Here is a 25,962-nt window from a genome sequence, read left to right as displayed (position 1 = left end):
GCGCCGGCACCTTTCCCCTTGGGCGGGTGGGTGCTCCCACCACTTTCCAGAGTTGTCGAAGCCCACACGGTCCGTGTGCCTGAGAGATTGACGGGGAGGTGTTGCTCCTTCGGCGTCCGAGACTGGATGCCTCGGAACTCTCCCGCGCGGGCGCGACGAGGAAAGTCTAGCCGGTCTTGCGGCTCGCGCGATTCTTGCGGCGTGAGGCCAGCTCGTCCTCGGGGCTCGGCTGGCTTTCACCACCGTCGGCTCGTTCTGCCGGGAAGTCGGCGATGGTGCCGGTGAGCTCGCGCATCGCGCCGTTCACAGCAATGCCGAACACGCCCTGCCCGCCTTGGAGCAGGTCGACCACTTCTTCTGCCGACGTGCACTCGTAGACGGTGGTGCCATCGGAGAACAGCGTGATGTTGGCTAGATCGCCCACGCCGCGCTGGCGTAGGTGATCGACGGCGACGCGGATGTTCTGCAGCGAGATACCGGTATCGAGCAGCCGCTTGACGATCTTGAGGACGAGCATGTCCTTGAACGAATACAGCCGCTGGCTTCCCGACCCCGCTGCGCCGCGGATGGACGGAACGACGAGCCCGGTGCGGGCCCAGTAATCGAGCTGGCGGTAGGTGATGCCGGCGATCTGGCACGCACTCGGCACGCGGTAGCCCACAAGTTCGTCGGGCACGGAGTCGTCGGGGAACAATCCCGGTTGAATGTCCTGGGGCGCTTCGATTCGGGCGCTCGACGCCTGGTCGGGGGTGTCGACCCGAGCATCGGCACCGACGGGCGTGTCCTCGGTCCGGCCTGCGGCTTCGGACTCTCGACGGCCGTGATGCTGCTGCGGCTGATCTCCCACTGACTGCTCCCTCTCGGATGTCTCACTGCGTTCGGATCGAGTCAGTACTGCGATCCGTCCGGGACACTGAAAATGTCTCGGTGTACTCGCGTGAAGTCATACCGTGTACCAGGCCAGAGTACGCCTCGGCAGCTATCGACGAGGCGTGAACTGCACCGGATCGGACCAGCAGCGGCGATGAACTTCACTGGCACGAACGTTATGGGGACGATCGTGCAGATTCAACGCAACGCGCCGTAAACCTGAACCTAAAGTTGAGGTTGAGACTCTTCTGTTACCCGTCGGTGGCTTTGAAGTCGTCCGGAGACACCGATTCGAGGAACTCCTTGAACTTCTCGACCTCGTCCTCGCGCTCATCGGGCATGATCAGCCCGGCTTCGGCGAGCACGGGCTCCTCGGCGAAGATCGGCACCCCGGCCCGAAGTGCGATGGCAACGGAATCCGACGGCCGAGCGGAGACTCTGATGTCCTTGTCGAACACGAGATCGGCGTAGAAGGTGCCCTCCTGCAGATCGACGATGCGCACCTCTTTGAGCTGGTGCCCCAGTGCCGAAATCAGATTCTTGACGAGATCGTGGGTGAGTGGCCGTGCGGGTTGCACGCCCTGCTGCTCCAAAGCAATTGCAGCAGCCTCGGTTTGACCGATCCAGATCGGGAGGTACCGGTCGCCGTCGGCCTCGCGCAACAGCAGCACGGGCTGGTTCTGCGGCTGTTCGACACGAATACCGACCACACGCATCTCACTCATCGTGTCTGCCTCTCACCTCGAGAAATCCGGGCTGCACTGAAGACTGGCTCAGCTCGTCGCTGCCGAGTCTATTGGAATTCGAAACGACGCGAGCGAGCGTCACCGATCGAGTGCACCGCGCACCGCCGCTTTGACCAGGCAGGTGTGCAAGGTCAAGGACAGTGCAGCCAACTCGCGAATCATTTCTTCTGCGCGATCGCGCGCACCGGCATCTCGACCCTTTGCGACGGGTCCAGCAATCTGCGCAACGAGGCCGGCTTCGCGGTCCGCCGCGAGCTTGAAGGCGCGGAGGTGGCGTACTTCGAGACCGAACTGCAACATCGCGTGTGCCGTTCGGGCGAGCGTCACGGCTCCGTCGTCGTAGAAACCGGCCTGCCCGGGAGTGATCAGACCGGCTCGCAACAGCTCGGTCAGAAACGCATCGTCGATACCCGCCTGCGCGAGTAGGTCCGCTTTGGCGATGCGAACCTCACGATCGGGCAGAAACTCCTCGGGAGACACCTCGCCCGCGGCAACCGTGAGCGACCGCGGACGCTTGACCGACGCATCGGCCCGTTCCACAGTGGCGACCCCGTGGTCGATGGCTTCGAGTTGCTCCTTGATCACCTTGAGCGGCAGGTACTGATCGCGCTGCGCGGTCAGCACGAACCGCAGCCGCTCGCAATCCGCGATGGAGAACCGCCGGTACCCCGACGGTGTCCGCTCCGGCGAGATCAGGCCCTCGGCTTCGAGGAATCTGATCTTCGAGATGGTGACATCAGGAAAGTCGGGCCGTAGTCGATCGAGGACGGAGCCAATCGACATCCCCCCGTTGGACTGCTGCCCGACGGCGGTCACTGGCTTCCTGCACCCGCAGACGCGTCGCCGACCTGAGATCCGTTGCCGCCCCGAGGCCCGGTGAGGAACACCAGTCGGAACTTGCCGATCTGGACCTCGTCTCCGTTGGCCAGCACAGCGGAGTCGACCGGCTCCCGGTTGACGTACGTGCCGTTGAGGCTGCCGACGTCGACGACCTGGAAGTCGTCCTCGTCCTGCCGGAACTCGGCGTGCCGACGGCTGACGGTGACGTCGTCGAGGAAGATGTCACTGTCGGGGTGCCGACCGGCCGAGGTGGTCGGCTGGTCGAGCAGGAACCGTGATCCGGCGTTGGGTCCTCGCTTGACGACGAGCAGCGCGGCACCGACAGGCAACCCCTCGACACCCGATACCGGAGCTTCGGTGCTCTGGGCGGCCGCGGAGATGTCCAGCTCCTGCAGGAAATCTGCACGGAAGACCGAGGTGGTCTCTGCCGGTGACTCCCCGTAGTTGCTGTCGTTGTCGTTCTGGCTCACCGTTACTCCTTCTCAGTCCGTTCACCCGGGGCAGAGAACGCCGCGGGTAACGCAGTACATGGTCTTCACATCGGGTGTTGCTTGGCGTTCGGTGTTGCGTAGCGTCGTACAGCTTGCTGGACCTTCGCCCCGACAGGGTATTCGCTCGGTGTCGACCGTACCCTGCGCAGTGGGGGCCGTGTGGCCTGTTGGCTGGTGTCGACAGCCGGCCGACTACTCGGCCGTGATGAGAGCATATCCGGCGGCATCGAGCATCTGCGCCAGTGCCGCGTCCAACTCCTCCGGTGTCGAAACCTCGAGGTCGATCAGCCAGCCTCCGGTGTAAGGACCCGAGTTCACCTTCTCCGGTTCTCCGTCCAGATCCTGGTTCACGGCAACCACTTTCGCGGTCAGAGGGCTGAACACGTCGGAGACACTCTTGGTGGATTCGACCTCGCCGAGAGACTCGCCCGCAGTGACCGTGTCGCCGATCGAGGGAAGCTGAACGAACACCACGTCGCCCAACTGCGCCTGCGCGAAATCGGTGATACCGATGCGCACCGTTGCAGGGCCCGTGCGCTGCACCCACTCGTGCTCGGGGGTGTAGTACAGATCAGCTGGTGTGTCGATGTCGCTCAACGCGGCATTCCCTTCGATCGTGGCCCGGGGCGAGCGGGCGGTCAGTTACCGGGCTGAGCGTATTGACGCGGGCGCGGGTCCCGCAAGGCGGACACCGTGACCTGGTCCGACTGCGCGATGTTCGACGTAGCACCGTTGCGAGTCACCGTGTCCACGACCCCGCCGGGAATGTTCAAGGCCGACGCGAGCGTCGGCGGGTCTCCGATGGCAGTGAAGGTGTACGGGGCTCGCAGTTCTCGCCCGTCGACCACCACCCGACCCGCGGAACCGGCGATCCACGAATCGACGCCGATGCGCGCGGCATTTCCGCCGCCCTCGAGCTGGAGTGCTTCGGCACCGGCGGCGCGCAACTCCTGCATCGCGTCGAGCAGCACTTCGGATCCCACGCCCGAGTTCGGGTCCTCGATCACCAGTGTCACGCCTGGCCCCTGGGCCGCGACGGTGCCGACTTGAATCGACAACGCGGACAATCGTTCCTGCGCTTCCGCCACTGCCGCCTCCGATCCCGAACCGGACTGGCGAAGCGTCGCCAGAGTGGCCTGCAGGGTGCCGATCTCGTCCCGGATCGACGCCTCGCGACGGGTCAGGGTGTCCAGCACGACCAGTAGGTCCTCGGGCCTGGAGTTCTCCAAGCCATCGTCGGTGCGCGTCTCTCGTACCTGCGTGGCCAGGCCGATTCCCAGGACGCACAGCAGCGCGAGCGCGAGAACGCCGAATGCCGTTCCGCGCCTTCGCCCCTCTGCGTCGGGACGTCGCGCGCGCCATCCGTGCCGACCGCCGCCTGCCGTCATGATCTAGGCACCGAACAGACGTCTGCGTAGAGCGGCCGCGTTGCCGAAGATACGAATTCCGAGGACGACGACGATTGCCGTGGACAGCTGAGTTCCCACCCCGAGCTGGTCGCCGAGCCACACGATCAAGGCCGCGACCAGAACGTTGAAGACGAACGAGATCACGAACACCTTGGCGTCGAAGATCCCGTCGAGGAAAGCCCGTACACCGCCGAACACCGCGTCGATCGCCGCGACGACGGCGATCGGCAGATAGGGCGCAACCACGGTGGGAACCTGAGGACCCGCGACCGTCCCGATGACGACCCCGACGATCAGTGCGGCGATCGCGGCGAGGGCGTAGACACCGTGGGTGGGGGTGATCGGCGCGTCTGCCGGCGCCCGGACGTCGGACTCGGCCGGTAGGGCACTCGGTGGATCGTGCTCCGTCATCGTGGGCCTGCCTCCTCTGCCTCGAACGACTCTCTCACAGCGGCGGGACCGAATTCGAGATCGGTTGCCGGACGCACCGTGAATCCCACGCCGTACAACTGCGCCACCGTGCTCATCCGCAGATAGGCGTCGCTGACGACGAACTGGACCTGAATGCGCTGCGGCGGCCCGATCGCGTCGATGTCGTAGGGCGAGTCGATCGGGCGATTGTCCAGCAGCATCGCCCCGCCTGCCTGCCGGATGGTCACGTTCGGTCCGACGCGAATACCGTCCACCGACACCGCCTCGCCACCGCTCGCCCACAACGAGTTGACGATCGCAGCGATGTCTCGATCGAGCACGGCCGCGCCCGAACCCCGGCGAACCGACCGATCCGACGCGTCGTCCCCGGCCACCGGTTCGGTGACGACGACCGAGAGCCCAGGACCGGACACCGAATCGATGCCCGCAGCGGATTCGACAGCACTCAACCGGTCCAGCAGCGCACTGCCCGAGACATCGGACTGGAGGGCTCTGTCGCGCTCCGAGGACACCTGCTCGGCCAGCGCCTGTTGCGTCGCTTCCAATTCGGCGCTGCGATCCTGCGCGGCGCGGACAGCAGCCGACGCATCGGAGCCCGCACGGTCCACATCGGCGCCGCCGGAAGCCAGTTGCGAGAACGCGATACCGAAGATCACCCCGACGACGACGGCACCGCCCAACAACCAGAGCGCCGCAGGTACCCGCGGCTTGCGGGTGTGCTGCGCCGTACGTTCGGCGGCCGCCGCGCCGTATCCCGGGTCCAGATGGTCGGTCAACAAGGACGTCAGCAGCGACGGGACGGGATTCCTTCTGACCTGTGTTCCTGGTCTTTCCGGTCGTTCCGGTCGTTCCACCGTCAGGTGCCGGCCACAGTCGGATCGACTGCCCTGGCGACAGCGATCGCTTTGCCGAGGTACAGCAAGCCGGTCCAGGTGTACAACGCCGTTCCCCAGATCAGCAACGCGTATCCGAGCGGTCCTGCGGCCTCGGCCACCGAGTTGCTGCCTGCGGAGACCAGCAGGACCGGCAGCGCGATCATCACCACGAACGTGGCGGCCTTACCGAGGTAGATGACGTCCGGAGGCGGGAGGGACCTGCGGCGGTAGACGAACATCGTCAATCCGAGTACGGCGTCGCGCCCGATGAGTATCGCTGCAACCCACCAGGGAATGATGCCGCGCAGAACGAACGCCACCAGGGTGCTGACGACGTAGAGCCGATCGACCAGCGGGTCGAGAATGGCACCCAGCTTCGATGCCTGACCGAGCATGCGAGCCAGTTTGCCGTCGAGCCAATCGGTTCCACCGCTGACGAGCAGTATCACCAGCGCCCACCCGTCGGCCTCGGGGCCCAGCATGAGGTAGAGGAACAGCGGAACGCCCAACAGCCGGATTGCGCTGAGCAGGTTGGGAATGGTCGCGATGCGATTCGATACCTCGAGCTCACGGTTGTTCGTCATCGGCGATCACCTCCTTGTCGTCCTACTCGTCGCGGTCTGCCCACCCGGGCCTGCGGCCACGTTAGCGCCACGCGAACACCGGCTGCTCGAAGTCCGCGACTCGGGTGTGTCGACCATGCAGTGCCACTTCACGAAACTGGTGGACGATCGCGCCGGTCGGAGCGTGGATGGCCCCGGATCGGTACGGCCATCGAATGACCGGACGCGTCGATTCGGGAATCGACACGAATTGGGCGTCGACGTCGAGTTCGTCGACCGTCACCTCGAACACTTCGGCCACCTCGTCCTCGCTGGGCAGCAACGAGGACGAGTAGTCGCCGACCCACACCACGAACGGAGTGATGACATACCCGGATCGAGTGACGTAGTCGTCCAACCTACCGAGCACGTCGGTCTCATCGGCTCGAATCCCCAACTCCTCGGCCAATTCCCGCAGACAGGCCTGCATCCTGGATTCGCCCGGGTCCACACCGCCGCCGGGCAACGCGTACTGCCCCGGATGCGCGCGCAACCGATCCGGCCTCCTCGTCAGAAGCATCCGCCTGTCCCCCGGCGGTCCACCGATCGCAACGGCGACGGCGGCGGCGCGCAAACCATCGGCTTCGGCGGTGCGATGGGAGAAACGGGCGAGTTCGCGCGCGACGGAAGCCCGATCGAGCAGGTCCTCGTTCGGCCTACCGGAATCGTCGACAGTCACAACACGACCCTAGAGGCACGGCGAGATCAGCGGGTATCGGCAAGACGGGCGGCGGGAGGAAGCAGATCGTCCGGCGACGCCGGCCAGCCGAGTGGCTCGTCGGCCAGAGCCGTCAACTGCTCCACCTGCGTTCGACACCAGGGTGATACGTCGATGGTGCCGCCCAGTACCCCCGCGGAGAACTCACGCCACGACACCCATCGAGTCTCGTCCACCTCGGCCGGATCTGGATCGAGTGTCGCGTGCTCGTCGACTCTCACGCGGTACACGGGACACATTTCGTTCTCCACGATTCCGTTGTCCATGACGGCCCGGTATCGGAAGTGCGGCAGTACCAACTCGGCGGATTCCGCGCGCAGGCCGAGTTCTTCACCGATTCGGCGCAGCACGGCGTCGTCGAGCTTCTCACCGGGAGCCGGGTGGCCACAACATGTATTGGTCAGCACCCCTGGCCACGTCGTCTTGCTCGACGCTCTGCGCGTGAGAAGAACAGCGCCGTCCGCTCTCACCACGTAGCTGGAAAATGCCAGGTGAAGTGGCGTGTCCAGCGTGTGGACGGTGGTCTTGTCATGCGTACCGACGGCACGGCCTTCGTCGTCCAGCAGCACCACGTGCTGCGCTCGGGATCGATCCATCGTTCCATGGTCCCACGGCCTGCGCGGCGGTCTACTGTCGAACCATGGGACGTGACGCGAACACCGACAACGAGAACCCGACAGAGTCCGAGAAGGCATCGGACACGCCGAAGGGCGGCCGACCAGGACCCGTGGACGGCGGCGGAGGCGGGATGGCGACGCGGGAGAACGCCCCCGAGATCGCCGACGACTCTGCCTGAGATTCACGGCGCCACCGCTGTTTGAGAAACAGAGTTTGCGTCAATACCTCCGATGTTCTCGCGCTGCGCGGGCACACGAACCTCCACGACCGGAAGGACTTCGATGAGCATCAACGACGACGACATCACCACCACGGGCGGAGCCGCAGGCGAAGGACCCGCCGACGGCGGATCGAACCCCGGTGGCCATGACGGTGGAGCAGACGGCCCCGCCGGAGCCGGTGAAGGACCCGCCGACGGCGGATCCAACCCCGACGGCCACGACGGCGGAGCAGACGGCCCCGCCGGAGCGGGCGAGGGCCCGGCCGACGGTGGATCCAACCCCAACGGACACGACGGCGGTGCGGACGGTACCGCTTGAGCACTGACTCGAGCGGCGAGCGCGGATCGGATCATCGGTCCGCGCTCCGTCGTCTCACCGGTACCGACTTCGGGACGTTCGCAGACCAGTTCTGGGGAATCGCACCCAAGCTCACCCGATCCGCCGAGCTGTCGGGGTCGTTCGACGATCTGATGACGCTCGACGCGGTGGACGAGCTGATCTCCGAACGCGGAGTACGCACTCCGTTCGTGCGGATGGCCAAAGATGGTCAGCTGCTGGACAAGTCGCAGTTCACGGCGTCGGGTGGTTTCGGTGCCGAGGTGACGGACCAGGTCGACTCCGCGGCGGTGCTGGCAGCCTTCGCGGCCGGCAACACGCTGGTTCTGCAGGGCCTCCACCGGCTGTGGCCGCCGCTCATTCACTTCGTCGGCGATCTCGTACGCGAGATCGGCCATCCCGTCCAGGTGAACTCGTATGTCACACCGGCTGCGTCGCAAGGCTTTTCACCGCACTACGACGTACACGATGTGTTCGTCGTGCAGATCGCGGGGACCAAGCGGTGGAGCATTCACTCGCCGGTGCACGTGCATCCGCTCAACAATCAACCGTGGTCGGACCGACGGTCGGCCGTCGAAGCACAAGCGCTCAGCACCCCCGAACTGGATGTCGTCCTCGAGCCAGGCGATGTGCTCTACCTGCCGCGCGGGTGGATCCACTCGGCGCAAGCACTCGGCGACACCACCGTGCACCTGACCATCGGCGTCGCGTCGTACAACGACTACGACCTCGCCCACCACGTGCTCGAGTCGCTCGGCGGCGTCGAGAGTCTGCGTGCTCCCCTCCCCGCCGGCCTCGACCACTCCGACCCGGGGTCCATCGTCCCGCATGTACACCGAGTTGTGGACGCCATGCGCGCCGCGCTCGACGAGATCGGCCGAGACCCCGACGCGGTACGTCGACTCGCCGAACGCGTCGCAGATCGTCACGACGACCTCGTCCGACCGGAACCGGTGCGCCCACTGGCAAGCGTCGCCGCGATGGGAGCGTTGCGGGGCGAGGATTCGATCCGACTTCGACCCGGTGTGTTCGCGCGCGTCGTGCGATCGGCCGATGCCGTGTCCGTGGTCGTGCGCGCCAAGACCGTGACGATGCCGCCCCAGTGCGCGGAGGCTCTCGACCTGCTGCTGCGGGGAGCACCGTGCCGCCTGGACGCGCTGACCGGACTCGACACCGACGACGCATTGGTGGTTGCGCGCAGACTGATTCGCGAGGGAATCGCCGTTCCGGCCGTCGAAGGATAGCCGTCAGGTGATCGTGATCCCGCCGTCGACCGCGATGGTCTGACCCGTCACGTATCCCCCGGCGTCCGAGGCGAGCCAGATCGCGGTTGCGGCCAGTTCTTCGGGATCGCCCTTGCGTCCGAGAATCATTCGCGGAGCCATCGAGTCGAGGTATCCCGGCTGGTACGAGTCCGTCATCTCGCTCTGGAAGAAACCTGGCGCAATAGCGTTGACCCTGATGCCTTTTCGCGCGCCCCATTGCTGAGCGAGATCGCGGGTGAGGCCGATGATGGCTGCCTTGCTGGCGCTGTAGGCCGCCTGCGGTAGGCCTGCGGTGGTCAGCCCCAGAATGCTGGAGATGTTCACGATCGAACTGCCGGGTGCCATCACCCGTCCACAGGCCTGCGCTGCCCAGTACGACCCGTTCAAGTTGATGTCGATCACCGAGCGGAACTGCTCGGGTGTCTCACGCGTGGCGGGGTAGGCCGTGCCGACTCCGGCGTTGTTGATCAGAATGTCCACCTTTCCGAACTCCGTCATCGCGGCCTCGACCATCGCGGTGCACTGATCCGGGTCGACCACGTCGGTGGCGACCGTGATCGAGCGTCCTCCGACGCTGTCGATCAACTCGGCGGTCTGCGCCAACTTGTCCACTCGCCGTGCAGCGAGCACCACATCCGCTCCTGCCTCGGCGGCTGCTTTGGCGAATGCCACGCCCAGTCCCGAGGATGCACCGGTGACGATGACGACGCGACCGTCCAAGCGAAATTTGTCCAAGATCGACATGTTGATGAATCTCCTTGTACTCGACTCAGAACCAAGCGGGTGACATATCGAGGGTCGTGCGGTCCAGTCTCGCCAACAGATCGAGCTGAACGTCCACCTTCGGCAATTCGTAGACGTAGAAATACTTTGCTGCAGAACGCTTTCCGTCGTAGAAGTCTCCAGCTTTCGTGCCGACGGCCAGCAACTGCTCCAGCCACATCCAGGCGATGACCGTATGCCCCATCGCTTCGAGGTAAGCCGTGGAGTTCGCCAGCGCCACGGCGGCATCGCCGGTATTCCACACTGCCGCGGTGACCTCGACGATTCTGCCGAAGCGTGCGTGCAGTTCGGCCGCATACCGAGCAGCATCACCGCCGGCGGCGTGCGCCCGCTCGACTGTCTCCCCGATGTGTTCGGCCAGCAGAGCCAATCCCGCGCCGCCCTGCATGATCACCTTGCGCCCGAGCAGATCCAAACCTTGAATACCGTGTGTGCCTTCGTGGATCGGATTGAGGCGATTGTCGCGGTAGTGCTGCTCGACGTCGTAGTCGCGGGTGTATCCGTAGCCGCCGTGCACCTGAATGGCCAGACTGTTGGCTTCGAGGCACCACTGCGACGGCCAGCTCTTGGCGATGGGCGTCAGTACGTCGAGCAGCAGTGTCGATCGCGCTGCTTCGGCATCGTCGGACGCCGAGTCCTGATGATCGACCAGACGCGAACAGTAGAGTCCGAGCGCCAGCGCCCCTTCGACGTAGGACTTCTGCGCCAACAACATTCGACGAACGTCGGCGTGTTCGATCAGCGCGACCGCGGGTGCAGCCGGATCCTTGGCACCGAGCGGTCGACCCTGAGTACGGGTCCTCGCGTACTCCACCGACTTCAGGTAACCGACGTAGCCGAGGGCGATCGCGAGGAATCCGACGCCGATCCGGGCTTCGTTCATCATGTGGAACATGTACGACAATCCGCGGTTCTCCTCGGCGACGAGGAAGCCGACTGCTCCGGGTTGCCCACCGGGAGAGTGGGTTCCGTCGCCGAAGGCCAGCAGGGTATTGGTGGTTCCGCGGTTTCCCATCTTGTGATTGAGGCCGGTCAACACAATGTCGTTGCGCTCGCCTGTACCGCCGTCGCCATCGGGAAGGAATTTGGGAACGATGAACAGGGAGATTCCCTTGACCCCCGGTGGTCCACCCGGCGTCTTGGCGAGCACCAGGTGAACGATGTTCTCGGTGAGTTCGTGATCTCCACCCGAAATCCACATCTTGGTACCGGTGATTCGGAAGCTACCGTCGTCCTGCGGGACTGCCTTGGTCGTGATGTCCGCCAGTGACGATCCGGCCTGCGGTTCCGACAGGCACATGGTTCCGAACCAGCGCCCGTCCAGCATGGGCCGGACGTAATCTCGCACCTGATCCGGTGTGCCGTACGTCGCGATCAGGTTGGCGTTGGCCATGGTGAGGAACGGATACGAGGATGTCCCGGCGTTGGCGGCCTGGAAGAACGCCATTGCTGCCCGGGAGACGGTCGCGGGCAATTGCATGCCGCCGATCGACTCGTCGAACTGCCCGGCGATCAGACCCGCCGAGGCGTATACGTCGAGCGCTACCTTGACTTCCGGTATCAGTTCGACCGAACCGTCCGCATTCATCGTCGGCTCCTGCGCGTCCGCCTTTTTGTTGTGCGGCGCGAAATGCTTGCGGGCGATGTCCGCGCTGAGGTCGAGGACCGCGTCGAAGGTCTCCTTCGAGTGCTCCGCGAAACGCGGACGAGCAGTCAGTGCCGCCACGTCCAGCCATTCGTACAGCAGAAAATCCAGGTCGCGCCGCGAGAGGACGTCCGACATTCACTTCTCCGATCGCGAGGGGTGACACGTGCGCACGATGGTGACGAGCACTGTGACGCACATGACTGTGGACTCACCATACAAGTCGCGATCCCCCGCTTTCACCGAGTACCCACGTGAGCTGTCGCCCCAGATCCGCGTCCGCGATCCGGGCTCCAAAAGTGCAGTCAGGCAGACTTTTACGACTAATCGGACTATGAGGAGCATCACGATTGGCGAGGTCCCCCACGGCATATACTTACCTTTGATAACGATATGACGCGGACAATCGCGAGGTGCCCCGAACGATCGGTGCGCTTCGTCGGAGGGAGTCGAGCATGACGCACACACTGGCCGTCGACAGCCGACAGGACCGAGAGAGCAGGCAACGCAGTCGATTCCAGGAGCTGCACGAGTCCGACCAGGAGTTTCGCGCCGCCGAACCGGACAGCGCAGTGGCCGACGCCGCCCAGGAGTTGTCGCCCAACCTGGCCCGCGTGGTTGCCGAGATCATGACTCGCTACTCGGATCGGCAGGCCCTCGGCCGCAGGGCTCGAGAGATCGCCCGAATCGACGATGCGAACACCCTTCGCCTGCTCCCGCGCTTCGAGACCGTCACCTACGGCCAAGCCTGGAACGACGCCGGTGCACTGGCCTCGGCGCTGACGCACGACACACTCGGTATCGCTTCAGGAGACTTCTTCGCAACCCTGGGATTCGCGAGTGCCGACTACGTCATAGCGGAATTGGCCACGATCCGACTCGGCGCGATTGCCGTTCCGTTGCAGGCCGGTGCCACCGCAGGCCAGCTCTCGGCCATCGCCGACGAGGTCGAACCCGTCGTCCTCGCAGCCGATGTCGACAACCTGTCCGTCGCGGTCCAGGTTGCCACGCATTGTCGGTCCATTCGGCGAATCGTCGTCCTCGACTACGACGGTGCGATCGACGCGCACGCACGGATCATGGAGTCCGCACACAGCGATGCCGAACAGGTGGGAGTCTTCGTTCGGCCGCTCACCGAGCTGGTTCGCGACGGCGCGCGACTACCGGAGGTTCCACTACCCGATGCCGAGGATCCTGACCGACTCGCGACGCTGATCTACACCTCCGGCAGCACCGGAACGCCCAAGGGGGCGATGCACACCGAACGAATCGTGTGCGGAGCATGGACCGGAGCGTGGCACCACACCGGAGCTTCCTCCGAATCCACGGACCGGCCGGCCTTCCCGGTCATCACTCTCGACTACCTTCCGATGAGTCACCTGGCCGGCCGTGGCCTCGTCTTCTCGACGCTCGCCGCCGGCGGGACCGTCCACTTCGCAGGAGCGAGCGACCTGTCGACCCTTTTCGAGGATTTCGCACTCGCCCGTCCCACGATGGCACTGTTGATCCCGCGGGTGTGCGAGATGATTCGACACAACATCCTCGCCGAGATCGACCGCGAGGTCGAACGCTCTGCCGGTGGCGATGCCGACAGTACGCGTCGAGAGGTACTCGAACGCAACAGGATCGAACAATTCGGCGGTCGTATTCTTGCAGCAATGGTCGGCACCGCACCGATCGCCGAGGAGGTCAAGGACTTCGTCACGGAGCTGCTCGATATTCGGGTGCGAGACAACTACGGCTCCACCGAAGCCGGAATGGTGTTGCACGACGGCGTCGTTCAACGCCCACCGGTGATCGACTACAAGCTCGACGATGTGCCCGAACTCGGTTACTTCTCCACCGACACACCGCATCCGCGCGGTGAGCTCCTCCTCAAGACGGCGTCCATCATTCCCGGCTACTACAAGCGCCCGGACGTCACGGCCGACGTCTTCGACTCCGAGGGCTTCTATCGCACCGGTGACGTCGTCGCCGAGATCGAGCCGGACCGACTCGCCTACGTCGACCGGCGCAAGAACGTTCTGAAACTGGCTCAGGGCGAGTTCGTGGCACTGGCGCGCCTCGAAGCCCTGTTCGGTACCAGCGAGCTGGTCGATCAGATATTCCTGTACGGCAACAGCCAACGGGCGTACCTCCTGGCAGTGGTCGTTCCGGCTCACCCGGACACAACTGCGGGTTCGGTCATCGAATCGTTGCAGCACATCGCACGCACGGAAGCGCTGAACTCGTACGAAATTCCGCGCGAGGTCGTGCTGGAACACCACCCGTTCACACAGGACAACGGATTGCTGTCCGGCGCAGGCAAGCAACTGCGGCCCAAACTCGTCGAGCGCTACGGAGACGAACTCGAGCGCCGCTACGCAGAACTCGAATCCGGTCAGAACGAGCGCCTGCGCGAGCTCAGGCGCAGTGGTGCCGATGCCCCCGTCCTGACCACGGTCGGCGATGCCGCCCAGGCCCTGCTGGGATGCGACGAATCCGATGTCCGACCCGATGCTCACTTCAGCGATCTCGGCGGAGACTCGTTGTCGGCGTTGACGTTCTCGACGCTCCTGCGGGACATCTACGAGGTCGACGTGCCGGTGGGTGTGATCACCGGGCCCGCCATGGACCTGGCAGCACTGGCCGAGTACATTTCCGCGGCCCGCGACAACGATTCCGACACGGCCACATTCGCCTCGATCCACGGTCGCGGTGCAACGGTCGCCGAGGCGTCCGACCTGCGGCTGTCGGCATTTCTCGACGACGCAGTCCTCGATGCCGCACGTCATGTTTCGGGCCCACGCACACGAACCGACACCGTTCTGCTGACCGGTGCCAACGGGTACCTCGGTCGCTTCCTGTGCCTGGAGTGGCTGGAGCGCATGGCCGAGGTCGACGGAAAGGTGGTCTGCCTGGTGCGCGGACGCTCCGATTCCGACGCGCGAGCCCGACTCGATACAGCCTTCGACAGTGGAGACGCAGAACTGTCGGAGCGCTATCGAACCTTGGCCGACGCCGCGCTCGAGGTCGTGGCGGGCGATCTCGGGACACCTCACTTCGGCTTGGACCACGACGTATTCGAGGCGCTGGCCGAACGGGTGGATCGCATCGTCCACCCCGCAGCGCTCGTCAACCATGCCCTGCCGTACGAGCACCTTTTCGGCCCCAACGTCGTCGGCACGGCCGAGGTGATTCGGCTGGCGCTCACTCACCACGTCAAGCCGGTGACCTACCTGTCGACGGTTGCCGTCGCAGCGGGCGTCGAGAATTTCCGAGAGAACGGCGACATCCGCGTCGACAGTCAGTCGCGGGCCGTGGACAGTTCGTACGCCAACGGCTACGGCAACTCCAAGTGGGCCGGTGAAGTGCTGTTGCGCAATGCGTTCGACGAGTTCGGCCTGCCCGTATCGGTCTTCCGCTCGGACATGATTCTGGCGCACAGCACGTGGACGGGTCAGCTCAACGTGCCGGACGTGTTCACGCGTTTGATCTTGTCGGTCGTCGCAACCGGTCTGGCTCCGCACACGTTCTACGCCACCGACACCGGGGCACCGACCGACGAGAAGGGTCGACCGCTGGCCCACTACGACGGACTGCCTGCCGATTTCAGTGCGTCGGCCATCACGTCGATCGCGGGTGGGGAAACCTCGGGCTACCGAACCTTCGACATCCTCAACCCACACGACGACGACATCTCGCTGGACACGTTCGTCGATTGGATCCGTGACGCAGGTCGCGATATCGACATCGTCGAGAACTACGACGAATGGTTCGAGCGTTTCAGCGCTGCAGTCGAGGCTCTTCCGGAGAAGCAGCGTTCGCACTCGCTGCTCCCCCTGATCGATTCGTACGCGCACCCGCAACACCCGTCGTCCGGGGCGATCCTGCCTGCCGACGAGTTCGCCGCGGCCGTCGGAGATATTCCGCACCTCGGACGCGAACTGATCGAGAAGTATCTCTCCGATCTCGTGGCGCTCGAGCTCGTGAGCAAGCGCTAGAGCAGTTCCCGATGCGGGCCGTGCGGCCCGCATCGGGAAGCCCTACTCCCCGACCGGTTGTGGCTCGCTCGTCGGCTTCGGGGCGGGAATCAGCCGCGAGTACGCCAGACACACGAGCCCGAAGAACAGATAGCCCAGGGCTACTTGGGGATTGGCTGCCCACCCCACCTCGTGCGAGTGGATCAGACCGACCCACGACAGTGCCGCGGCCACCCCACCCGCTGCGGCTGCGGCGAGAAACCGTTTGTCGAGAACGAACGTGACGATGGTCCCCAACATCAGTCCGGCGAGTACCGCTCCCGACCCGAACGTCTTCAGCCCGTCGTACACGACACCGGCCTGACCCAGTGCCTCGCTTCCCACTTCCGTCGCCGATGTGCCTGCCGCGCTGAGTGCGTTGTCGATCAGACCCACCGCCCATTCCGCGAGGTTGGGAAGCAGTGCCACCACCACCGCGATGGCGTGCAGCTTCGGCACCGACTGGAACGCCTGGGCACCGATCAGCAGTCCGATGTACAGCAGAATCGGGACGATCGCAGGAATCGGCAGCAACGTTGCCAGCAATCCGAACAATCCGAGAAAACACATCAACCCGATCGCGACGCCCGACGCGACCGAGTATCCGGTCCGGCCGCCTGCGTCCTTCCAGCCGGGATGACCGATGTAGACCGCGGGCGGGAACGGCGAGCCGAATGCCGAGCCGACGACCGCACCGAAGCCGTCGGCGAGCAGCACACTGCGCAGGTTGTAGTTGTCTCCGGCAGCAGATGCGCTCTCGACGTTGCTCATCGCCTCGGTGAAGTTGTACACCCCCAGAGGAATTGCGGTCGCGAGTAGCGGTGCCAGATTGCCGAGACCGTCGAGTAGCAGGTCGAGGCGTAGATCGGGAAGGCCGAGTGCGATGTTGCTCGCCGCCTCGGTCACGTCCGGCACGGACATGTATCCGCCGATCCAGCCGATCGCCGTGCCCACCAGGAGCGCGGCGAGCCCGACCGGGATGTTGCCGGGCAACTTCACATCCGTGAAGAAGCCGATGAGAATGATGGCGAGAACGGGCAATCCGATCCAGGCGGCCTCCCACATCTGCGCGGCCGGGCGCATCGCGATGAACGTGATGGAGATGCCGGCCAACGTGCCGAGCATCGCCGCACGCGGAGTGATCCTGCGAATGTAGGGCCCGACGAACGCTCCGATCATGACGATGATGCCGATCATGAAGGCCCAGGCGAGCCCCGCCGCCCACGCCTGAACCGCGTCGCCGGTCGCCAGGTAGACCGGGAGCATGACCACGAACACGACGATGAACATGTGCGGAACGCTCGGACCGTACGGTAGCGCGGTCACATCGGTTCGGTTCTCGCGCTTGGCAAGTCGACGAGCGAGAACCATGTAGTACAGGTTCCCCAGGATCAGGGCGATTCCGAGGGCAGGGAGCAAGGTCCCGAGGACGTCACTCGACGGAATCCCGACCACGGCGATACTCAGTGTCGTCAGAGTGAGCACGTTGACGAGAATGTTGAAGCCGAGTCCGAAGAATGCGTTGGTGTCGCCCTTGGTCCACCACGCGAGAGCGAACGGAGACGACGGGCCGGCAGCGGGTGAATCTTTCACGTCCATGGTCATGTCCGAGGTCCTATCGACTCGCCGAGGTGGGGACGAAAGCAGACAACGCGGCCACGATGTCCTCCGACGGCGCGGTCCACCCGAAAATTCCACCTTGGGCCGAAATCATCTCGAGGCCGACTCGCTGAAACTCCGGGAAGTACGAACCGACACAGTCCGTCACGACCAGGCACTCGTATCCTCGATCGTTGGCCTCCCGAACCGTGGTGTGCACACACACCTCGGTCGTCACACCGGTGACGAGCAGCGTGGTGATTCCGGCGCTCGTGAGAATCTCGGCGAGCTCGGTGGCGTAGAACGCCCCCTTTCCGGGCTTGTCGATGACGGTCTCGCCGTCGATCGGTGCCAGTTCGTCGACGATGTCGTGACCGTACTCGCCGCGAATCAGGATGCGGCCGAACGCTCCTGGATCGCCTATGCGCTGTGACGGGGTGCCGCGGCGAAGCTTTGCCGGTGGACAGTCGGACAGATCAGGCAGATGCCCCTCCCTGGTGTGGATCACGGGTATCCCGGCTTCTCGTGCCACAGCGATGAGACCTGTGAGTGGTTCGATCACGGTTCGGAGCAGGCCGACATCGTTGCCGAGGCTCTCACCGAACCCCCCTGGAAGCAGAAAGTCCCTCTGCATGTCGATGACGAGCAGCGCCGTCGTCGCGGCATCGATGGTGAACTCCGATGGTGACGCCGAGGGTATCGTCGTTTCCGGTGTGTGTGCTGAGGTCATGAGATCTCCTGTGCTGCAATGGAAGTGTCGTGAGCAGAACTGATCGCCCGGGAATATGCCCGCCAGCCACCGAACTCGCTGATGTCGTCGACGGTGTGCCCCTCCGTGCCGGTCTGCACAGTGGCGTCGCAGACGTAGCCGAGAAGGTCGGAACCGTCGGCCAGCAGTACTCGTCCCAGAGCGAGTACCGCTGGCATTCTGCCCGCGAGTACCGCAAGAGAAGTGGCGGGCAGACGCCACCTCTCCACGTCGATTGCGCTGCCGCCGAATGGAACTCGCAGCAGGCCGGGTGTCGGATCGGCGGTTCCGATCCGAAGCAGTGTGTACGTCGGCGCGGTGGACGTGGCCTCGACCAGGGACCCGCCCAGCTCGAGAAGCTGCGGGTTGGCCCGCTCCCCCGACAGGTGGTGCCCGGCTACGACGATGTCTATGGTCTCCACTGTCGAGCGTCCGGCTACGGCAGGCGGTGGGTCAGCGCGCCCTTCTCGTAGCAACCGGGCCGCGACCGCGAGGATCGTATCGTCGGCCAGCGCAGGCCCGATCACCATGAGACTGACCGGTCGACCGTCCTCGGTGAGTCCCACGGGAACCGCTACGGCTGTCAGGTCGAGAAGGTTCCCGAAGTGGGTGTAGTGACCGAGTTTCGTATTGCACGCGATGGGGTCTGCGAGCACCTCCGGCACGGTGAAGGTGGTGCCGATGGTCGGCACGATCATCACGTCCATCGACGTCCAGAGCTGCGCGACGCGAGCGCGAAGGTCTTGCAGCGTCTGCAGTGCACGGAAGGCGTCGACGGCGCTGTACCGGCGCCCACCCAGAAAGATTTCACGGACGACGGGAACGATGGAATCGGGCTTCTCGCTCAGGAATTCGTCGAACTCGACCAGTCGCTCGGCGACCCACGGCCCCTGATACAGCAGCGAACCGGCATCGAGGAACGGCATGAGGTCGACTGTGGTGGTGCGTAATCCATGTTCGGGAAGCGACAGGCGCGCAACCGAATGCGCATCGCGCATGGCTGCGTCGCCGAAGAAATCCAGCTGCTGCAGGTCCGGTAGTCCGACGGTGATCTCCCGCCCGTCGGACCGTCCTCCGCGTGGACGTGCCCACCCGTCCGCCGGATCCTCGGTACACATGACGTCGAACACGAGGTCGAGATCCTCGATCGTGGTCGCCATCAGGGTGATGCAGTCCAGAGACTTGCACGCGGGGACGAGTCCGACGGTGCTGATCAGGCCGCGCGACGGCTTGTATCCGACGATGCCGTTGAGAGCGGCAGGCACTCGACCCGATCCTGCGGTGTCGGTGGCCACACAGAACGGCACCTGCCCGAGGGCGACGGCCAGTGCCGAACCGGAACTCGAGCCACCGGAGATCATGTCGTCGCCGTAGACGCTCCGCGGAATCGGGTGCGGCGTGCGGGTTCCGTTCAGCCCGGTCGCGAACTGGTCGAGGCTGGTCTTGCCGACGAAAATGGCTCCGGCGTCGACCAACGCCTGCACTGCCGGGGCCGTCGAATCCGGCGTGTAGGCGTAGTCGGGACAGGCAAGGGTGGTCGGGTATCCGGCCACATCGATGCTGTCCTTGACCCCGAAGGGAATTCCGTACAGGGGTAGCGACACTGCGTCGGGTCGCGCTTCGAGTGCCGCGGCGGCCGCGAGCAATTCCGCACGGCCGACGACGGTGATCCACGTTCCGTCGTCGCCGCGTGCAGCCACGGCGGTCGAGAACGCCTCGACCGTTGCAGTGGGAGTCGATGTGCCGGTTCGGTACGCCGCGAGCATCTCGGTAACGGTCGGGCCGAGTGTCGGTCCCAGGTCTGAATTCATACCGTCGATTGTCGACAGTTTTCTGTTACTGCAGGTTGATGCCGTGTTTCGAGTCTGTTAGGAAATACTCTCGAGATGTAGGTAGGTCAGCTCGCCATGCTGCTTCAACGCAGCGAGTGCCACCGACACGTCGTTCGATTCGATGGCGTCGAGCAACCACTCGTGACGCCGGATCCCGTCGACCGGATTGGCGACTCGGGCTTCTTCCCTGAGGTTGCGGGCCATCGGTAGCTGCAGCTTCAGCAGGATCGGCGCATACGCCACATCGAGCTGGCGACTGCCGGCCAACGCCACGATGGCCTCGTGGAAACGCCGGTGGGCGTCGTCCTTCTCGAGGGTGTCGCCCCGCGCATCGGCGTCACGCATCTCGTCGAGCGCCGTTCTCACCGGCGCGAACGCACCGTCGGGAGACGACGCGAGCGGAAGCGCACGCTCGAGCGCATGCCGTTCGAGAACCTGACGCAGCTCGAAGAGTTCGAGAATGTCCTCTGCCGACCACACCGTCACTCGGAACCCGCGACGTGGGAGATGCTCGACCAGACCCTGCTGAGCCAACAGGCGCAACGCCTCACGTACCGGTGCTCGGCTGATCCCGAGGCGCGCGCACAGGGTTTCCTCGACCACGCGGGATCCGGGCTCGAGCGCACCGCTGAGCACCTCGGATCGGACCTGGCGAGTCGCCATTTCGACAAGGCTCGGCGGCAAGGAGCCGTGTTCCGCCGGTGCAGCCATGCCGCCAGTGTACGAACATGTTCGGCGAATGGTGCGCATCCGAAGCGTCGCCGAGTCGAATCCCGAGCGCTCGGGCATCCCTCCAGCGTTAGAATGGTCGGCATATGTGGATTGGATGGATAGAATTCGACTTCCTTCTCGGAGATGTTCACTCACTCAAAGAGAAGCGCTCCGTGATCCGGCCGGTGATCTCCGACATGCAACGCAAGTTCGCGGTGTCGGTCGCGGAGACCGATCATCGCGAATTGTACAGGCGAGCAGGTATCGGCGCGTCCGTCGTAGCAGGCGATCTCGACCACGTCACCGACGTACTCGACCGAATCGAGCGCGTGGCGGCCTCACGTCCCGAGCTGCAACTCGTCTCCGTTCGGCGGCGCACCATCCGAAGCGACGACGTCTGAGGCCCACCCCGCGGTGCATCGACGTACGTCGCGGGGTCATCGACGTACGTCGAACACCTGCTTCTGAATTCCGTTGCCGTAGACCTCGTGTTCGACCAGTTCGAGATGCGTGGTGTCCTTGTCGGCCTCACTGAACAGTCGCTTTCCCGCCCCGAGCAGGAGCGGAAAGACGAGCAGGTGGTACCGATCGACGAGCCCGGCGTCGGCGAGACTTCGCCCCAGGGTGGCGCTGCCGTGTATCGAGATCGGCCCACCATCGGAGTTCCTGAGCTCGGCAACGTCGTCGACACCGCGCAGAATGGTTGCGGGCCACCGTGAGTCGTCCTGTTCGAGCGTCGAGGACACCACGTACCTCGGCATCGCGTTGTACCCGGCAAAGTCGTCCATGGTGGGCCAGATCGGCGCAAATGCCTCGTACGAGGTGCGGCCCAACAGCAGCGCAGCGGCTTCGTCCTGCTCGCGCCCCTTGATCTCGTACGCTGCCGGGTCGAATTCGATGCCCTGAAACGTCCACCCGGAGTTGCGATAGCCCACCTCGCCGCCGGGTCCCTCCATCACGCCGTCGAGCGAAACGAACGCGGTCACGATCACTGTGCGCATGAACGGTCCTTACCGGTGCTGGGATGCGGGTGCCGGAATCGTAAACCATCCGCCCGCCGAATCGGTCGATACGATCGACCGATGATTGCCAGCGACATGTCCCGCCCGGCGTGGGACGACGACCCGGTCGTGTCCGGCTGGCCGGGCTTGCCCGTACTCGAGCGTGACGGCACCGCCGACGTCTGCGTCGTCGGTCTGGGAGGCTCGGGGCTGGCCGCTGTCGCCGACCTCCTCGACCGTGGTCTCGATGTGGTCGGAATCGACGCAGGGCGGGTCGCTGCCGGTGCCGCGGGTCGGAACGGCGGCTTCCTGCTCGGTGGACCTGCGACCTTTCTGCACACAGCGCTCGCTACATGGGGTCGGTGCGCACTGGATCTGTATCGAGCGACTCTTGCCGAGATAGATTCTCTGGAAGGGCTTCTCGGATCCGACGTCGTCCGCCGCACCGGATCCATCAGGCTCGCCGGAGTCCCCGGTGCGCCGATCGAGCTCTCCGATTCGGAGGATTGCGACGCGCTGGCACAGTGCTTGCGCGAGAACGACTTTGCCGTCGAGCAATATTCCGGCGAGTTGGGACGCGGCATCTTCCTACCGGACGACGCGGTGATGAACCCTGCGCGTCGCGCGCTCGGGTTGGCGTCGATCCTCGCGGGCCGCGCCCGGCTGTACGAGCACACGCCCGCAACCTCCATCGGGCCAGGAGCGGTCACGACGCCGTGGGGGGTGATTCGGTGCGGCCTGGTTCTCGTTGCCGTCGACGGTCGGCTCGAACAGGTACTCCCCCAGCTCGACGGCCGGGTTCGGACCGCACGTCTGCAGATGCTCGCCACCTCACCCGTCACGCCGGGACGACTGCCGTGCCCCGTGTACGGACGATGGGGGTACGACTACGCGCAGCAGGACGCGTCGGGACGGCTGTATGTCGGGGGCGGTCGTGACCTCTTCGCGGAGGACGAGTGGACACCGTCCGGTGAACCGACCGCCCAGGTGCAGCGCTACATCGAATCGGTCGCGACATCGTTTGCAGGAGAACCAGTCTCGGTTGATGCGCGGTGGGCTGCATCCGTCGGATTCACCACGGATGGGCGGCCGCTGTGCACATTCGTCGACGACACCGTGATCGCATTCGGCGGCTACAACGGGACAGGCAATCTGGTCGGACCGGTCACCGCTCGTGCCGCCGTGGCGCTCGGACTCGACACAATTGCAGTGCCGCAGTATCTGAGCAGCCGACGCATGGCAGTGTGGACCCATGGCCGAAGAACCGGAACGCACCGAGGACGGTCACTACATCGTCATCAAGGGTCGACGTTGGCGCGCAACGGATCCTGACATCCCGGAGGATCGCAATGCCGAGTTGCGGTCGATTCTGATGGCGTGGCGCAGGGAGGTCAAACGCACGTCGGGCGCACCGGAATCACGTGCAGGTGTGCAGGCCACCAAAGTCGCCCTCGGCGAGCGAGGAACACCGTGGTGGGAGCAGTCCGACGACGAGCGACGGGCCCGATGGGAATCGGAAGTATCGCGGCCGGCCGACACCTGACCCTCGCCGGATTGTTGCCATAGTGGAAACTATCCGAGCAGCGGCGATCACGGACGGACTCGCGTCGGCTGTGGTTGTTGTTGACCAAGGACTGTAGAACGGCGTATCGGCGTCATGTGGCCGCACTGCGCACCATTCTGGCCGACACCGACGCCTCCATCTGATCTTCTGCGGTGACTTTCCGACGTGGTGCGTGTCTACTGTTTCGACGGATGCCGTCGACTTAGTTCAGCCCGCTCGTTCAGCGAAGAAGGAGACTTCGATCATGTCCATTCTCAATCCCTATCTGTCGTTCCGAGACAACGCCCGCGAGGCGATGGAGTTCTATCGGTCGGTCTTCGGTGGCGAGCTCACCGTCACCACGCTCGGCGAGGCCAATGCCAGCGAGGATCCCGCCGACCAGGACAAGATCATGCACGGCCAGCTGACCACCCCGAACGGCTTCAGTCTGATGGGAGCCGACACGCCGTCGTCGATGGAGCACACCCCCGGCAACACCATGAGCGTCTCGCTCAGCGGCGACGAGGAGGACGAACTGACCGGCTACTGGAACAAGTTGGCCGTCGACGCGCAGTTCACCATGGGTCTCGAGAAGGCTCCGTGGGGCGACGCGTTCGGAATGTTGACCGACAAGTTCGGCGTGCAGTGGATGGTCAACATCGCAGGATCCAGCACTGGGAGCTGAGCGTCGACGCGGCCGCCTCTACACGACGACGGTCTTCGGCGGGATCACCTGTCGGAGACCTTCGGGCCCCCAGCCCCGATCGAGCGCCACCAGCAACAATGCACAGCCGATACCGGACAGGACGAGCGCGGAACCGAACATTGCCGTGTATCCGAACAGGTCTCCGACCACACCGGCGGCAATCCCGGCCGCGCCCTGCGCGAAGACGATCGCGCACGCCATCAGCGTGTAATCGCTTCCCGCGAAGCGTTTTTCGGACGCGTCCATCATCAGCGCGAACACCGCAACGGTAGCCGCACCACCGAGCACGTGTTCGGTGATGTTGGCGGTGACCAGAAGCGGAAAGCCGCCGACGCCCAGGGACGCAACGACATACAGGCCAAGGCTCAGTGTTTGGCTCACTCCGCCCACCAGCAGCGCTAGACGGCGTCCGTGCCGAAACGCCAACCATGCCCCGAGTGCGGCTCCCCCGACCGCAGCCACCGACGACAGACCGCCCTCGACCAACGCTATCTGGGGCAGTGAGAGTCCACTGTCCGACAGAAACGGACCCACGAGGGCCGACCCCATCGAGTTGCCGAACTTGAACCCGATGATCAGCAGAATGAATGCCACCATTCCGGGTCTGCGAAGCCGCGACCACCACGCACCGGCAAGCCGCCCCGGCGTCGGGCGATCGGCGTGCGGATCGGAGTCCGCGTCGGCTGCGTCGAGTTGTCTGCGCATCCACCACACGGGGACCGTCGTCAGCACGATCAGCAGTGCCATTGCGAGGAACAGCACCCGCCATCCGGCAAAGGTGAACAGCCACAACAGCAGTCCGCCACCGCACACCATCCCGATGCGGTAGGCACCGACCTGCAGACCGTTGCCCAACCCGCGCTGCGCCGCGGTGAGCGTACGCACCGCGATGCCGTCGGTCGCGATGTCCTGCGTCGCCGAGAGAGCATTCATGACGAAGATGCCGACGAACAACCAGCGCAACGTCGAGGACAGATCGAGAAACGACAACGCCAGTGCCACCGCCGCGGCCGAACACTGCAGCGACAGCAGCCACCGCCGCCTGGATCCGTACCGATCGACGTACGGTGCCCAGAGAAACTTGAGCGCCCACGGCAGGAACAGCACACCGGTCGCGCTGATCTTCACCAAGGAGAACCCCGACTCCCGGAGTACCACCGGCAGGGCCTGGGTGAAGAATCCGAACGGCAGGCCCTGCGCGAAGTAGAGCGCACCCAGGAGAGTGAGGGTCCCGGCGGTGAACGACGCCGGGCGCACCGCGTTGGTCATGACGGTCATCGTGTCAGAGCGACGCCGACTCCGCTGAATGCGCAACCGGCTGGCGAAGAATTGTCCGTAGCCTCGCGGGTTCGACCCGGCGCGCATCGCTCAGGTAGATCTCGTGATGTCTGCCCGTCATCGCCAATCCGGAACTGGGGATGTATCGATGATGGAGCTCGTCGAGTACCGGCGTCTCGTCGTCGTAGGACCCGATATGCAGCGTCTGCACGCACAGTCCCTCGTCCAGAGTCTCCAACCGAACCCTGCTCGACGCATCCGAGTTGCTCTTCGCGTCGGCGGACGCCAGCGCCACCTCGAACATCGAGCGGTCGATCCAGTCGGGCACCATGATCATGGCGGTCCAATTCCACTCGGCTTTGTTGCGCTCGGTGGTGAACGAGGCCATGTTCTCGGCCCACCACTGAGCCTCGAGCGGCGGGACGACGTAGTCGCGGTCGAGATCGATCTTGCTGGCGAACTTCAACGCATAGGCCACGGGATAGAGCACGGCGATCGCTTCCGCATACTCCGGAGCGGTGTTCGGATCGCCGTGCCCGTCGATCATCAGGTAGGCCATCGGCGGAACGACGAGAGTGCGAAAGGTGTTGTGCCGCGCCGAATATGCGTCGAGCGTCCTCTTGAAATCGATCTTCATGACACCCGTTCCGGTTCGACCGTGGGTAGAGCGTACCGAACGTTCCGAGCCCTTG

Annotated in this window: 28 protein-coding genes and 1 riboswitch; of the genes, 8 read left to right on the top strand and 20 right to left on the bottom strand. The window is 64.7% G+C overall.

From position 1 onward, the window contains the following. Positions 1–57 precede the first annotated feature (57 nt). Positions 58–155: riboswitch (glycine riboswitch) on the bottom strand. An 11-nt stretch (positions 156–166) separates the two neighbouring features. The 11 genes from R4P57_RS15565 to idi form a co-directional block, all read right to left on the bottom strand. After that, entirely contained in the window at positions 167–724 is a 558-nt protein-coding gene (locus R4P57_RS15565) for a MerR family transcriptional regulator (protein WP_052047548.1), read from the bottom strand. 397 nt (positions 725–1,121) lie between these two features. Beyond that, a complete protein-coding gene (locus R4P57_RS15560) occupies positions 1,122–1,595 on the bottom strand; it encodes a bifunctional nuclease family protein (RefSeq protein ID WP_037189246.1) in 474 nt (157 codons plus the stop codon). 99 nt (positions 1,596–1,694) lie between these two features. Beyond that, the gene (locus tag R4P57_RS15555) at positions 1,695–2,432 is read right to left on the bottom strand and encodes a MerR family transcriptional regulator (RefSeq protein WP_037189245.1); all 738 of its coding nucleotides are present in this window, start codon (positions 2,430–2,432) and stop codon (positions 1,695–1,697) included. Beyond that, the gene (locus tag R4P57_RS15550; RefSeq protein WP_317803730.1) at positions 2,429–2,926 is read right to left on the bottom strand and encodes an FHA domain-containing protein; all 498 of its coding nucleotides are present in this window, start codon (positions 2,924–2,926) and stop codon (positions 2,429–2,431) included. The genes R4P57_RS15555 and R4P57_RS15550 overlap by 4 nt, the downstream gene beginning before the upstream one ends. Positions 2,927–3,139: 213 nt before the next feature. Then, on the bottom strand, positions 3,140–3,544 hold the full coding sequence (gcvH, locus tag R4P57_RS15545) for a glycine cleavage system protein GcvH (protein ID WP_094614226.1): 405 nt from the start codon (positions 3,542–3,544) through the stop codon (positions 3,140–3,142). 41 nt (positions 3,545–3,585) lie between these two features. Continuing rightward, positions 3,586–4,335, bottom strand: a complete 750-nt coding sequence (locus tag R4P57_RS15540; protein ID WP_317803729.1) for a DUF881 domain-containing protein — start codon at positions 4,333–4,335, stop codon at positions 3,586–3,588. A gap of 3 nt (positions 4,336–4,338) precedes the next feature. Further along, positions 4,339–4,767, bottom strand: coding sequence for a small basic family protein (locus R4P57_RS15535; protein WP_317803727.1), 429 nt, complete (start codon positions 4,765–4,767; stop codon positions 4,339–4,341). Then, a complete protein-coding gene (locus R4P57_RS15530; RefSeq protein ID WP_317803726.1) occupies positions 4,764–5,564 on the bottom strand; it encodes a DUF881 domain-containing protein in 801 nt (266 codons plus the stop codon). The genes R4P57_RS15535 and R4P57_RS15530 overlap by 4 nt, the downstream gene beginning before the upstream one ends. An 80-nt stretch (positions 5,565–5,644) precedes the next feature. After that, positions 5,645–6,247: a CDP-alcohol phosphatidyltransferase family protein gene (locus R4P57_RS15525; RefSeq protein WP_317803725.1), complete on the bottom strand. Its 603-nt coding sequence runs from the start codon at positions 6,245–6,247 to the stop codon at positions 5,645–5,647. 61 nt (positions 6,248–6,308) lie between these two features. Then, on the bottom strand, positions 6,309–6,944 hold the full coding sequence (locus R4P57_RS15520; protein ID WP_411742370.1) for an NUDIX hydrolase: 636 nt from the start codon (positions 6,942–6,944) through the stop codon (positions 6,309–6,311). 26 nt (positions 6,945–6,970) lie between these two features. Further along, positions 6,971–7,579: an isopentenyl-diphosphate Delta-isomerase gene (gene idi / locus R4P57_RS15515; RefSeq protein ID WP_317803724.1), complete on the bottom strand. Its 609-nt coding sequence runs from the start codon at positions 7,577–7,579 to the stop codon at positions 6,971–6,973. A gap of 44 nt (positions 7,580–7,623) precedes the next feature. On the opposite strand from idi, the gene R4P57_RS15510 reads away from it, so the two are divergent. From R4P57_RS15510 to R4P57_RS15500, 3 genes are all read left to right on the top strand, one after another. After that, a complete protein-coding gene (locus R4P57_RS15510; protein ID WP_317803723.1) occupies positions 7,624–7,779 on the top strand; it encodes a hypothetical protein in 156 nt (51 codons plus the stop codon). A 103-nt stretch (positions 7,780–7,882) separates the two neighbouring features. Then, positions 7,883–8,140, top strand: a complete 258-nt coding sequence (locus R4P57_RS15505; RefSeq protein ID WP_032398144.1) for a hypothetical protein — start codon at positions 7,883–7,885, stop codon at positions 8,138–8,140. Beyond that, positions 8,137–9,402, top strand: a complete 1,266-nt coding sequence (locus tag R4P57_RS15500) for a cupin domain-containing protein (protein WP_317803722.1) — start codon at positions 8,137–8,139, stop codon at positions 9,400–9,402. The genes R4P57_RS15505 and R4P57_RS15500 overlap by 4 nt, the downstream gene beginning before the upstream one ends. A 3-nt stretch (positions 9,403–9,405) precedes the next feature. Here R4P57_RS15500 and R4P57_RS15495 read toward each other — a convergent pair whose 3' ends face one another. Together R4P57_RS15495 and R4P57_RS15490 are read right to left on the bottom strand one after the other, a co-directional pair. Then, the gene (locus R4P57_RS15495; RefSeq protein WP_094614219.1) at positions 9,406–10,167 is read right to left on the bottom strand and encodes an SDR family NAD(P)-dependent oxidoreductase; all 762 of its coding nucleotides are present in this window, start codon (positions 10,165–10,167) and stop codon (positions 9,406–9,408) included. Positions 10,168–10,192: 25 nt separating this feature from the next. Next, a complete protein-coding gene (locus tag R4P57_RS15490) occupies positions 10,193–11,989 on the bottom strand; it encodes an acyl-CoA dehydrogenase (protein ID WP_317803721.1) in 1,797 nt (598 codons plus the stop codon). Between the two features lie 317 nt (positions 11,990–12,306). On the opposite strand from R4P57_RS15490, the gene car reads away from it, so the two are divergent. Continuing rightward, positions 12,307–15,834: a carboxylic acid reductase gene (car, locus tag R4P57_RS15485; RefSeq protein ID WP_317803720.1), complete on the top strand. Its 3,528-nt coding sequence runs from the start codon at positions 12,307–12,309 to the stop codon at positions 15,832–15,834. Positions 15,835–15,876: 42 nt separating this feature from the next. Here car and R4P57_RS15480 read toward each other — a convergent pair whose 3' ends face one another. Genes R4P57_RS15480 through R4P57_RS15465 form a run of 4 tightly spaced genes read right to left on the bottom strand, consistent with a single transcriptional unit; the run spans position 15,877 to position 20,742 of the window. Next, positions 15,877–17,457: a regulator gene (locus tag R4P57_RS15480; protein ID WP_317803719.1), complete on the bottom strand. Its 1,581-nt coding sequence runs from the start codon at positions 17,455–17,457 to the stop codon at positions 15,877–15,879. Between the two features lie 10 nt (positions 17,458–17,467). Next, positions 17,468–18,181 (bottom strand): isochorismatase family cysteine hydrolase, encoded by a 714-nt coding sequence (locus R4P57_RS15475; protein WP_317803718.1) that lies wholly within the window; start codon positions 18,179–18,181, stop codon positions 17,468–17,470. After that, positions 18,178–20,010, bottom strand: coding sequence for an allophanate hydrolase (gene atzF / locus R4P57_RS15470; RefSeq protein WP_317803717.1), 1,833 nt, complete (start codon positions 20,008–20,010; stop codon positions 18,178–18,180). Before atzF ends, R4P57_RS15475 begins: the two co-directional genes overlap by 4 nt. A 57-nt stretch (positions 20,011–20,067) precedes the next feature. Further along, a complete protein-coding gene (locus tag R4P57_RS15465; protein WP_317803716.1) occupies positions 20,068–20,742 on the bottom strand; it encodes a GntR family transcriptional regulator in 675 nt (224 codons plus the stop codon). Between the two features lie 104 nt (positions 20,743–20,846). Here R4P57_RS15465 and R4P57_RS15460 point away from each other — a divergent pair, with 104 nt between their 5' ends. Further along, on the top strand, positions 20,847–21,143 hold the full coding sequence (locus tag R4P57_RS15460) for a DUF503 domain-containing protein (protein ID WP_317803715.1): 297 nt from the start codon (positions 20,847–20,849) through the stop codon (positions 21,141–21,143). A 36-nt stretch (positions 21,144–21,179) separates the two neighbouring features. Here R4P57_RS15460 and R4P57_RS15455 read toward each other — a convergent pair whose 3' ends face one another. Beyond that, complete coding sequence (locus R4P57_RS15455) at positions 21,180–21,743, bottom strand: dihydrofolate reductase family protein (RefSeq protein ID WP_317803714.1); 564 nt, start codon at positions 21,741–21,743, stop codon at positions 21,180–21,182. Between the two features lie 81 nt (positions 21,744–21,824). On the opposite strand from R4P57_RS15455, the gene R4P57_RS15450 reads away from it, so the two are divergent. The 3 genes from R4P57_RS15450 to R4P57_RS15440 all read left to right on the top strand — a co-directional run bounded on the left by R4P57_RS15450 (position 21,825) and on the right by R4P57_RS15440 (position 23,971). Continuing rightward, positions 21,825–23,075: an FAD-dependent oxidoreductase gene (locus tag R4P57_RS15450; protein WP_317803713.1), complete on the top strand. Its 1,251-nt coding sequence runs from the start codon at positions 21,825–21,827 to the stop codon at positions 23,073–23,075. Next, complete coding sequence (locus R4P57_RS15445) at positions 22,996–23,286, top strand: hypothetical protein (protein ID WP_094634454.1); 291 nt, start codon at positions 22,996–22,998, stop codon at positions 23,284–23,286. Before R4P57_RS15450 ends, R4P57_RS15445 begins: the two co-directional genes overlap by 80 nt. A 262-nt stretch (positions 23,287–23,548) precedes the next feature. Beyond that, positions 23,549–23,971, top strand: coding sequence for a VOC family protein (locus R4P57_RS15440; protein ID WP_317803940.1), 423 nt, complete (start codon positions 23,549–23,551; stop codon positions 23,969–23,971). Between the two features lie 18 nt (positions 23,972–23,989). Here the strand turns inward: R4P57_RS15440 and R4P57_RS15435 are convergent, their stop codons facing one another. After that, positions 23,990–25,261 (bottom strand): MFS transporter, encoded by a 1,272-nt coding sequence (locus tag R4P57_RS15435; RefSeq protein ID WP_317803712.1) that lies wholly within the window; start codon positions 25,259–25,261, stop codon positions 23,990–23,992. A gap of 13 nt (positions 25,262–25,274) precedes the next feature. Then, a complete protein-coding gene (locus tag R4P57_RS15430) occupies positions 25,275–25,907 on the bottom strand; it encodes a GyrI-like domain-containing protein (protein WP_317803711.1) in 633 nt (210 codons plus the stop codon). Positions 25,908–25,962 lie beyond the last annotated feature (55 nt).

This window comes from Rhodococcus sp. IEGM 1330 (assembly GCF_033142445.1).
Taxonomy (GTDB): domain Bacteria; phylum Actinomycetota; class Actinomycetes; order Mycobacteriales; family Mycobacteriaceae; genus Rhodococcoides.
This window is presented reverse-complemented; position numbering and strand designations above follow the sequence as displayed.

Excerpts from the sequence above, each read along its gene's own strand:
- R4P57_RS15445 (WP_094634454.1), top strand. The coding sequence starts at position 22,996 with ATGGCCGAAGAACCGGAACGCACCGAGGACGGTCACTACATCGTCATC.
- idi (WP_317803724.1), bottom strand. The coding sequence starts at position 7,579 with ATGGATCGATCCCGAGCGCAGCACGTGGTGCTGCTGGACGACGAAGGC.
- R4P57_RS15505 (WP_032398144.1), top strand. The coding sequence starts at position 7,883 with ATGAGCATCAACGACGACGACATCACCACCACGGGCGGAGCCGCAGGC.
- car (WP_317803720.1), top strand. The coding sequence starts at position 12,307 with ATGACGCACACACTGGCCGTCGACAGCCGACAGGACCGAGAGAGCAGG.
- R4P57_RS15430 (WP_317803711.1), bottom strand. The coding sequence starts at position 25,907 with ATGAAGATCGATTTCAAGAGGACGCTCGACGCATATTCGGCGCGGCAC.
- R4P57_RS15465 (WP_317803716.1), bottom strand. The coding sequence starts at position 20,742 with ATGGCTGCACCGGCGGAACACGGCTCCTTGCCGCCGAGCCTTGTCGAA.
- R4P57_RS15450 (WP_317803713.1), top strand. The coding sequence starts at position 21,825 with ATGATTGCCAGCGACATGTCCCGCCCGGCGTGGGACGACGACCCGGTC.
- R4P57_RS15495 (WP_094614219.1), bottom strand. The coding sequence starts at position 10,167 with ATGTCGATCTTGGACAAATTTCGCTTGGACGGTCGCGTCGTCATCGTC.
- R4P57_RS15480 (WP_317803719.1), bottom strand. The coding sequence starts at position 17,457 with ATGACCATGGACGTGAAAGATTCACCCGCTGCCGGCCCGTCGTCTCCG.
- R4P57_RS15435 (WP_317803712.1), bottom strand. The coding sequence starts at position 25,261 with ATGACCAACGCGGTGCGCCCGGCGTCGTTCACCGCCGGGACCCTCACT.
- R4P57_RS15510 (WP_317803723.1), top strand. The coding sequence starts at position 7,624 with ATGGGACGTGACGCGAACACCGACAACGAGAACCCGACAGAGTCCGAG.
- R4P57_RS15535 (WP_317803727.1), bottom strand. The coding sequence starts at position 4,767 with ATGACGGAGCACGATCCACCGAGTGCCCTACCGGCCGAGTCCGACGTC.
- atzF (WP_317803717.1), bottom strand. The coding sequence starts at position 20,010 with ATGAATTCAGACCTGGGACCGACACTCGGCCCGACCGTTACCGAGATG.
- R4P57_RS15460 (WP_317803715.1), top strand. The coding sequence starts at position 20,847 with ATGTGGATTGGATGGATAGAATTCGACTTCCTTCTCGGAGATGTTCAC.
- R4P57_RS15525 (WP_317803725.1), bottom strand. The coding sequence starts at position 6,247 with ATGACGAACAACCGTGAGCTCGAGGTATCGAATCGCATCGCGACCATT.
- R4P57_RS15560 (WP_037189246.1), bottom strand. The coding sequence starts at position 1,595 with ATGAGTGAGATGCGTGTGGTCGGTATTCGTGTCGAACAGCCGCAGAAC.
- R4P57_RS15540 (WP_317803729.1), bottom strand. The coding sequence starts at position 4,335 with ATGACGGCAGGCGGCGGTCGGCACGGATGGCGCGCGCGACGTCCCGAC.
- R4P57_RS15475 (WP_317803718.1), bottom strand. The coding sequence starts at position 18,181 with ATGACCTCAGCACACACACCGGAAACGACGATACCCTCGGCGTCACCA.
- R4P57_RS15455 (WP_317803714.1), bottom strand. The coding sequence starts at position 21,743 with ATGCGCACAGTGATCGTGACCGCGTTCGTTTCGCTCGACGGCGTGATG.
- R4P57_RS15490 (WP_317803721.1), bottom strand. The coding sequence starts at position 11,989 with ATGTCGGACGTCCTCTCGCGGCGCGACCTGGATTTTCTGCTGTACGAA.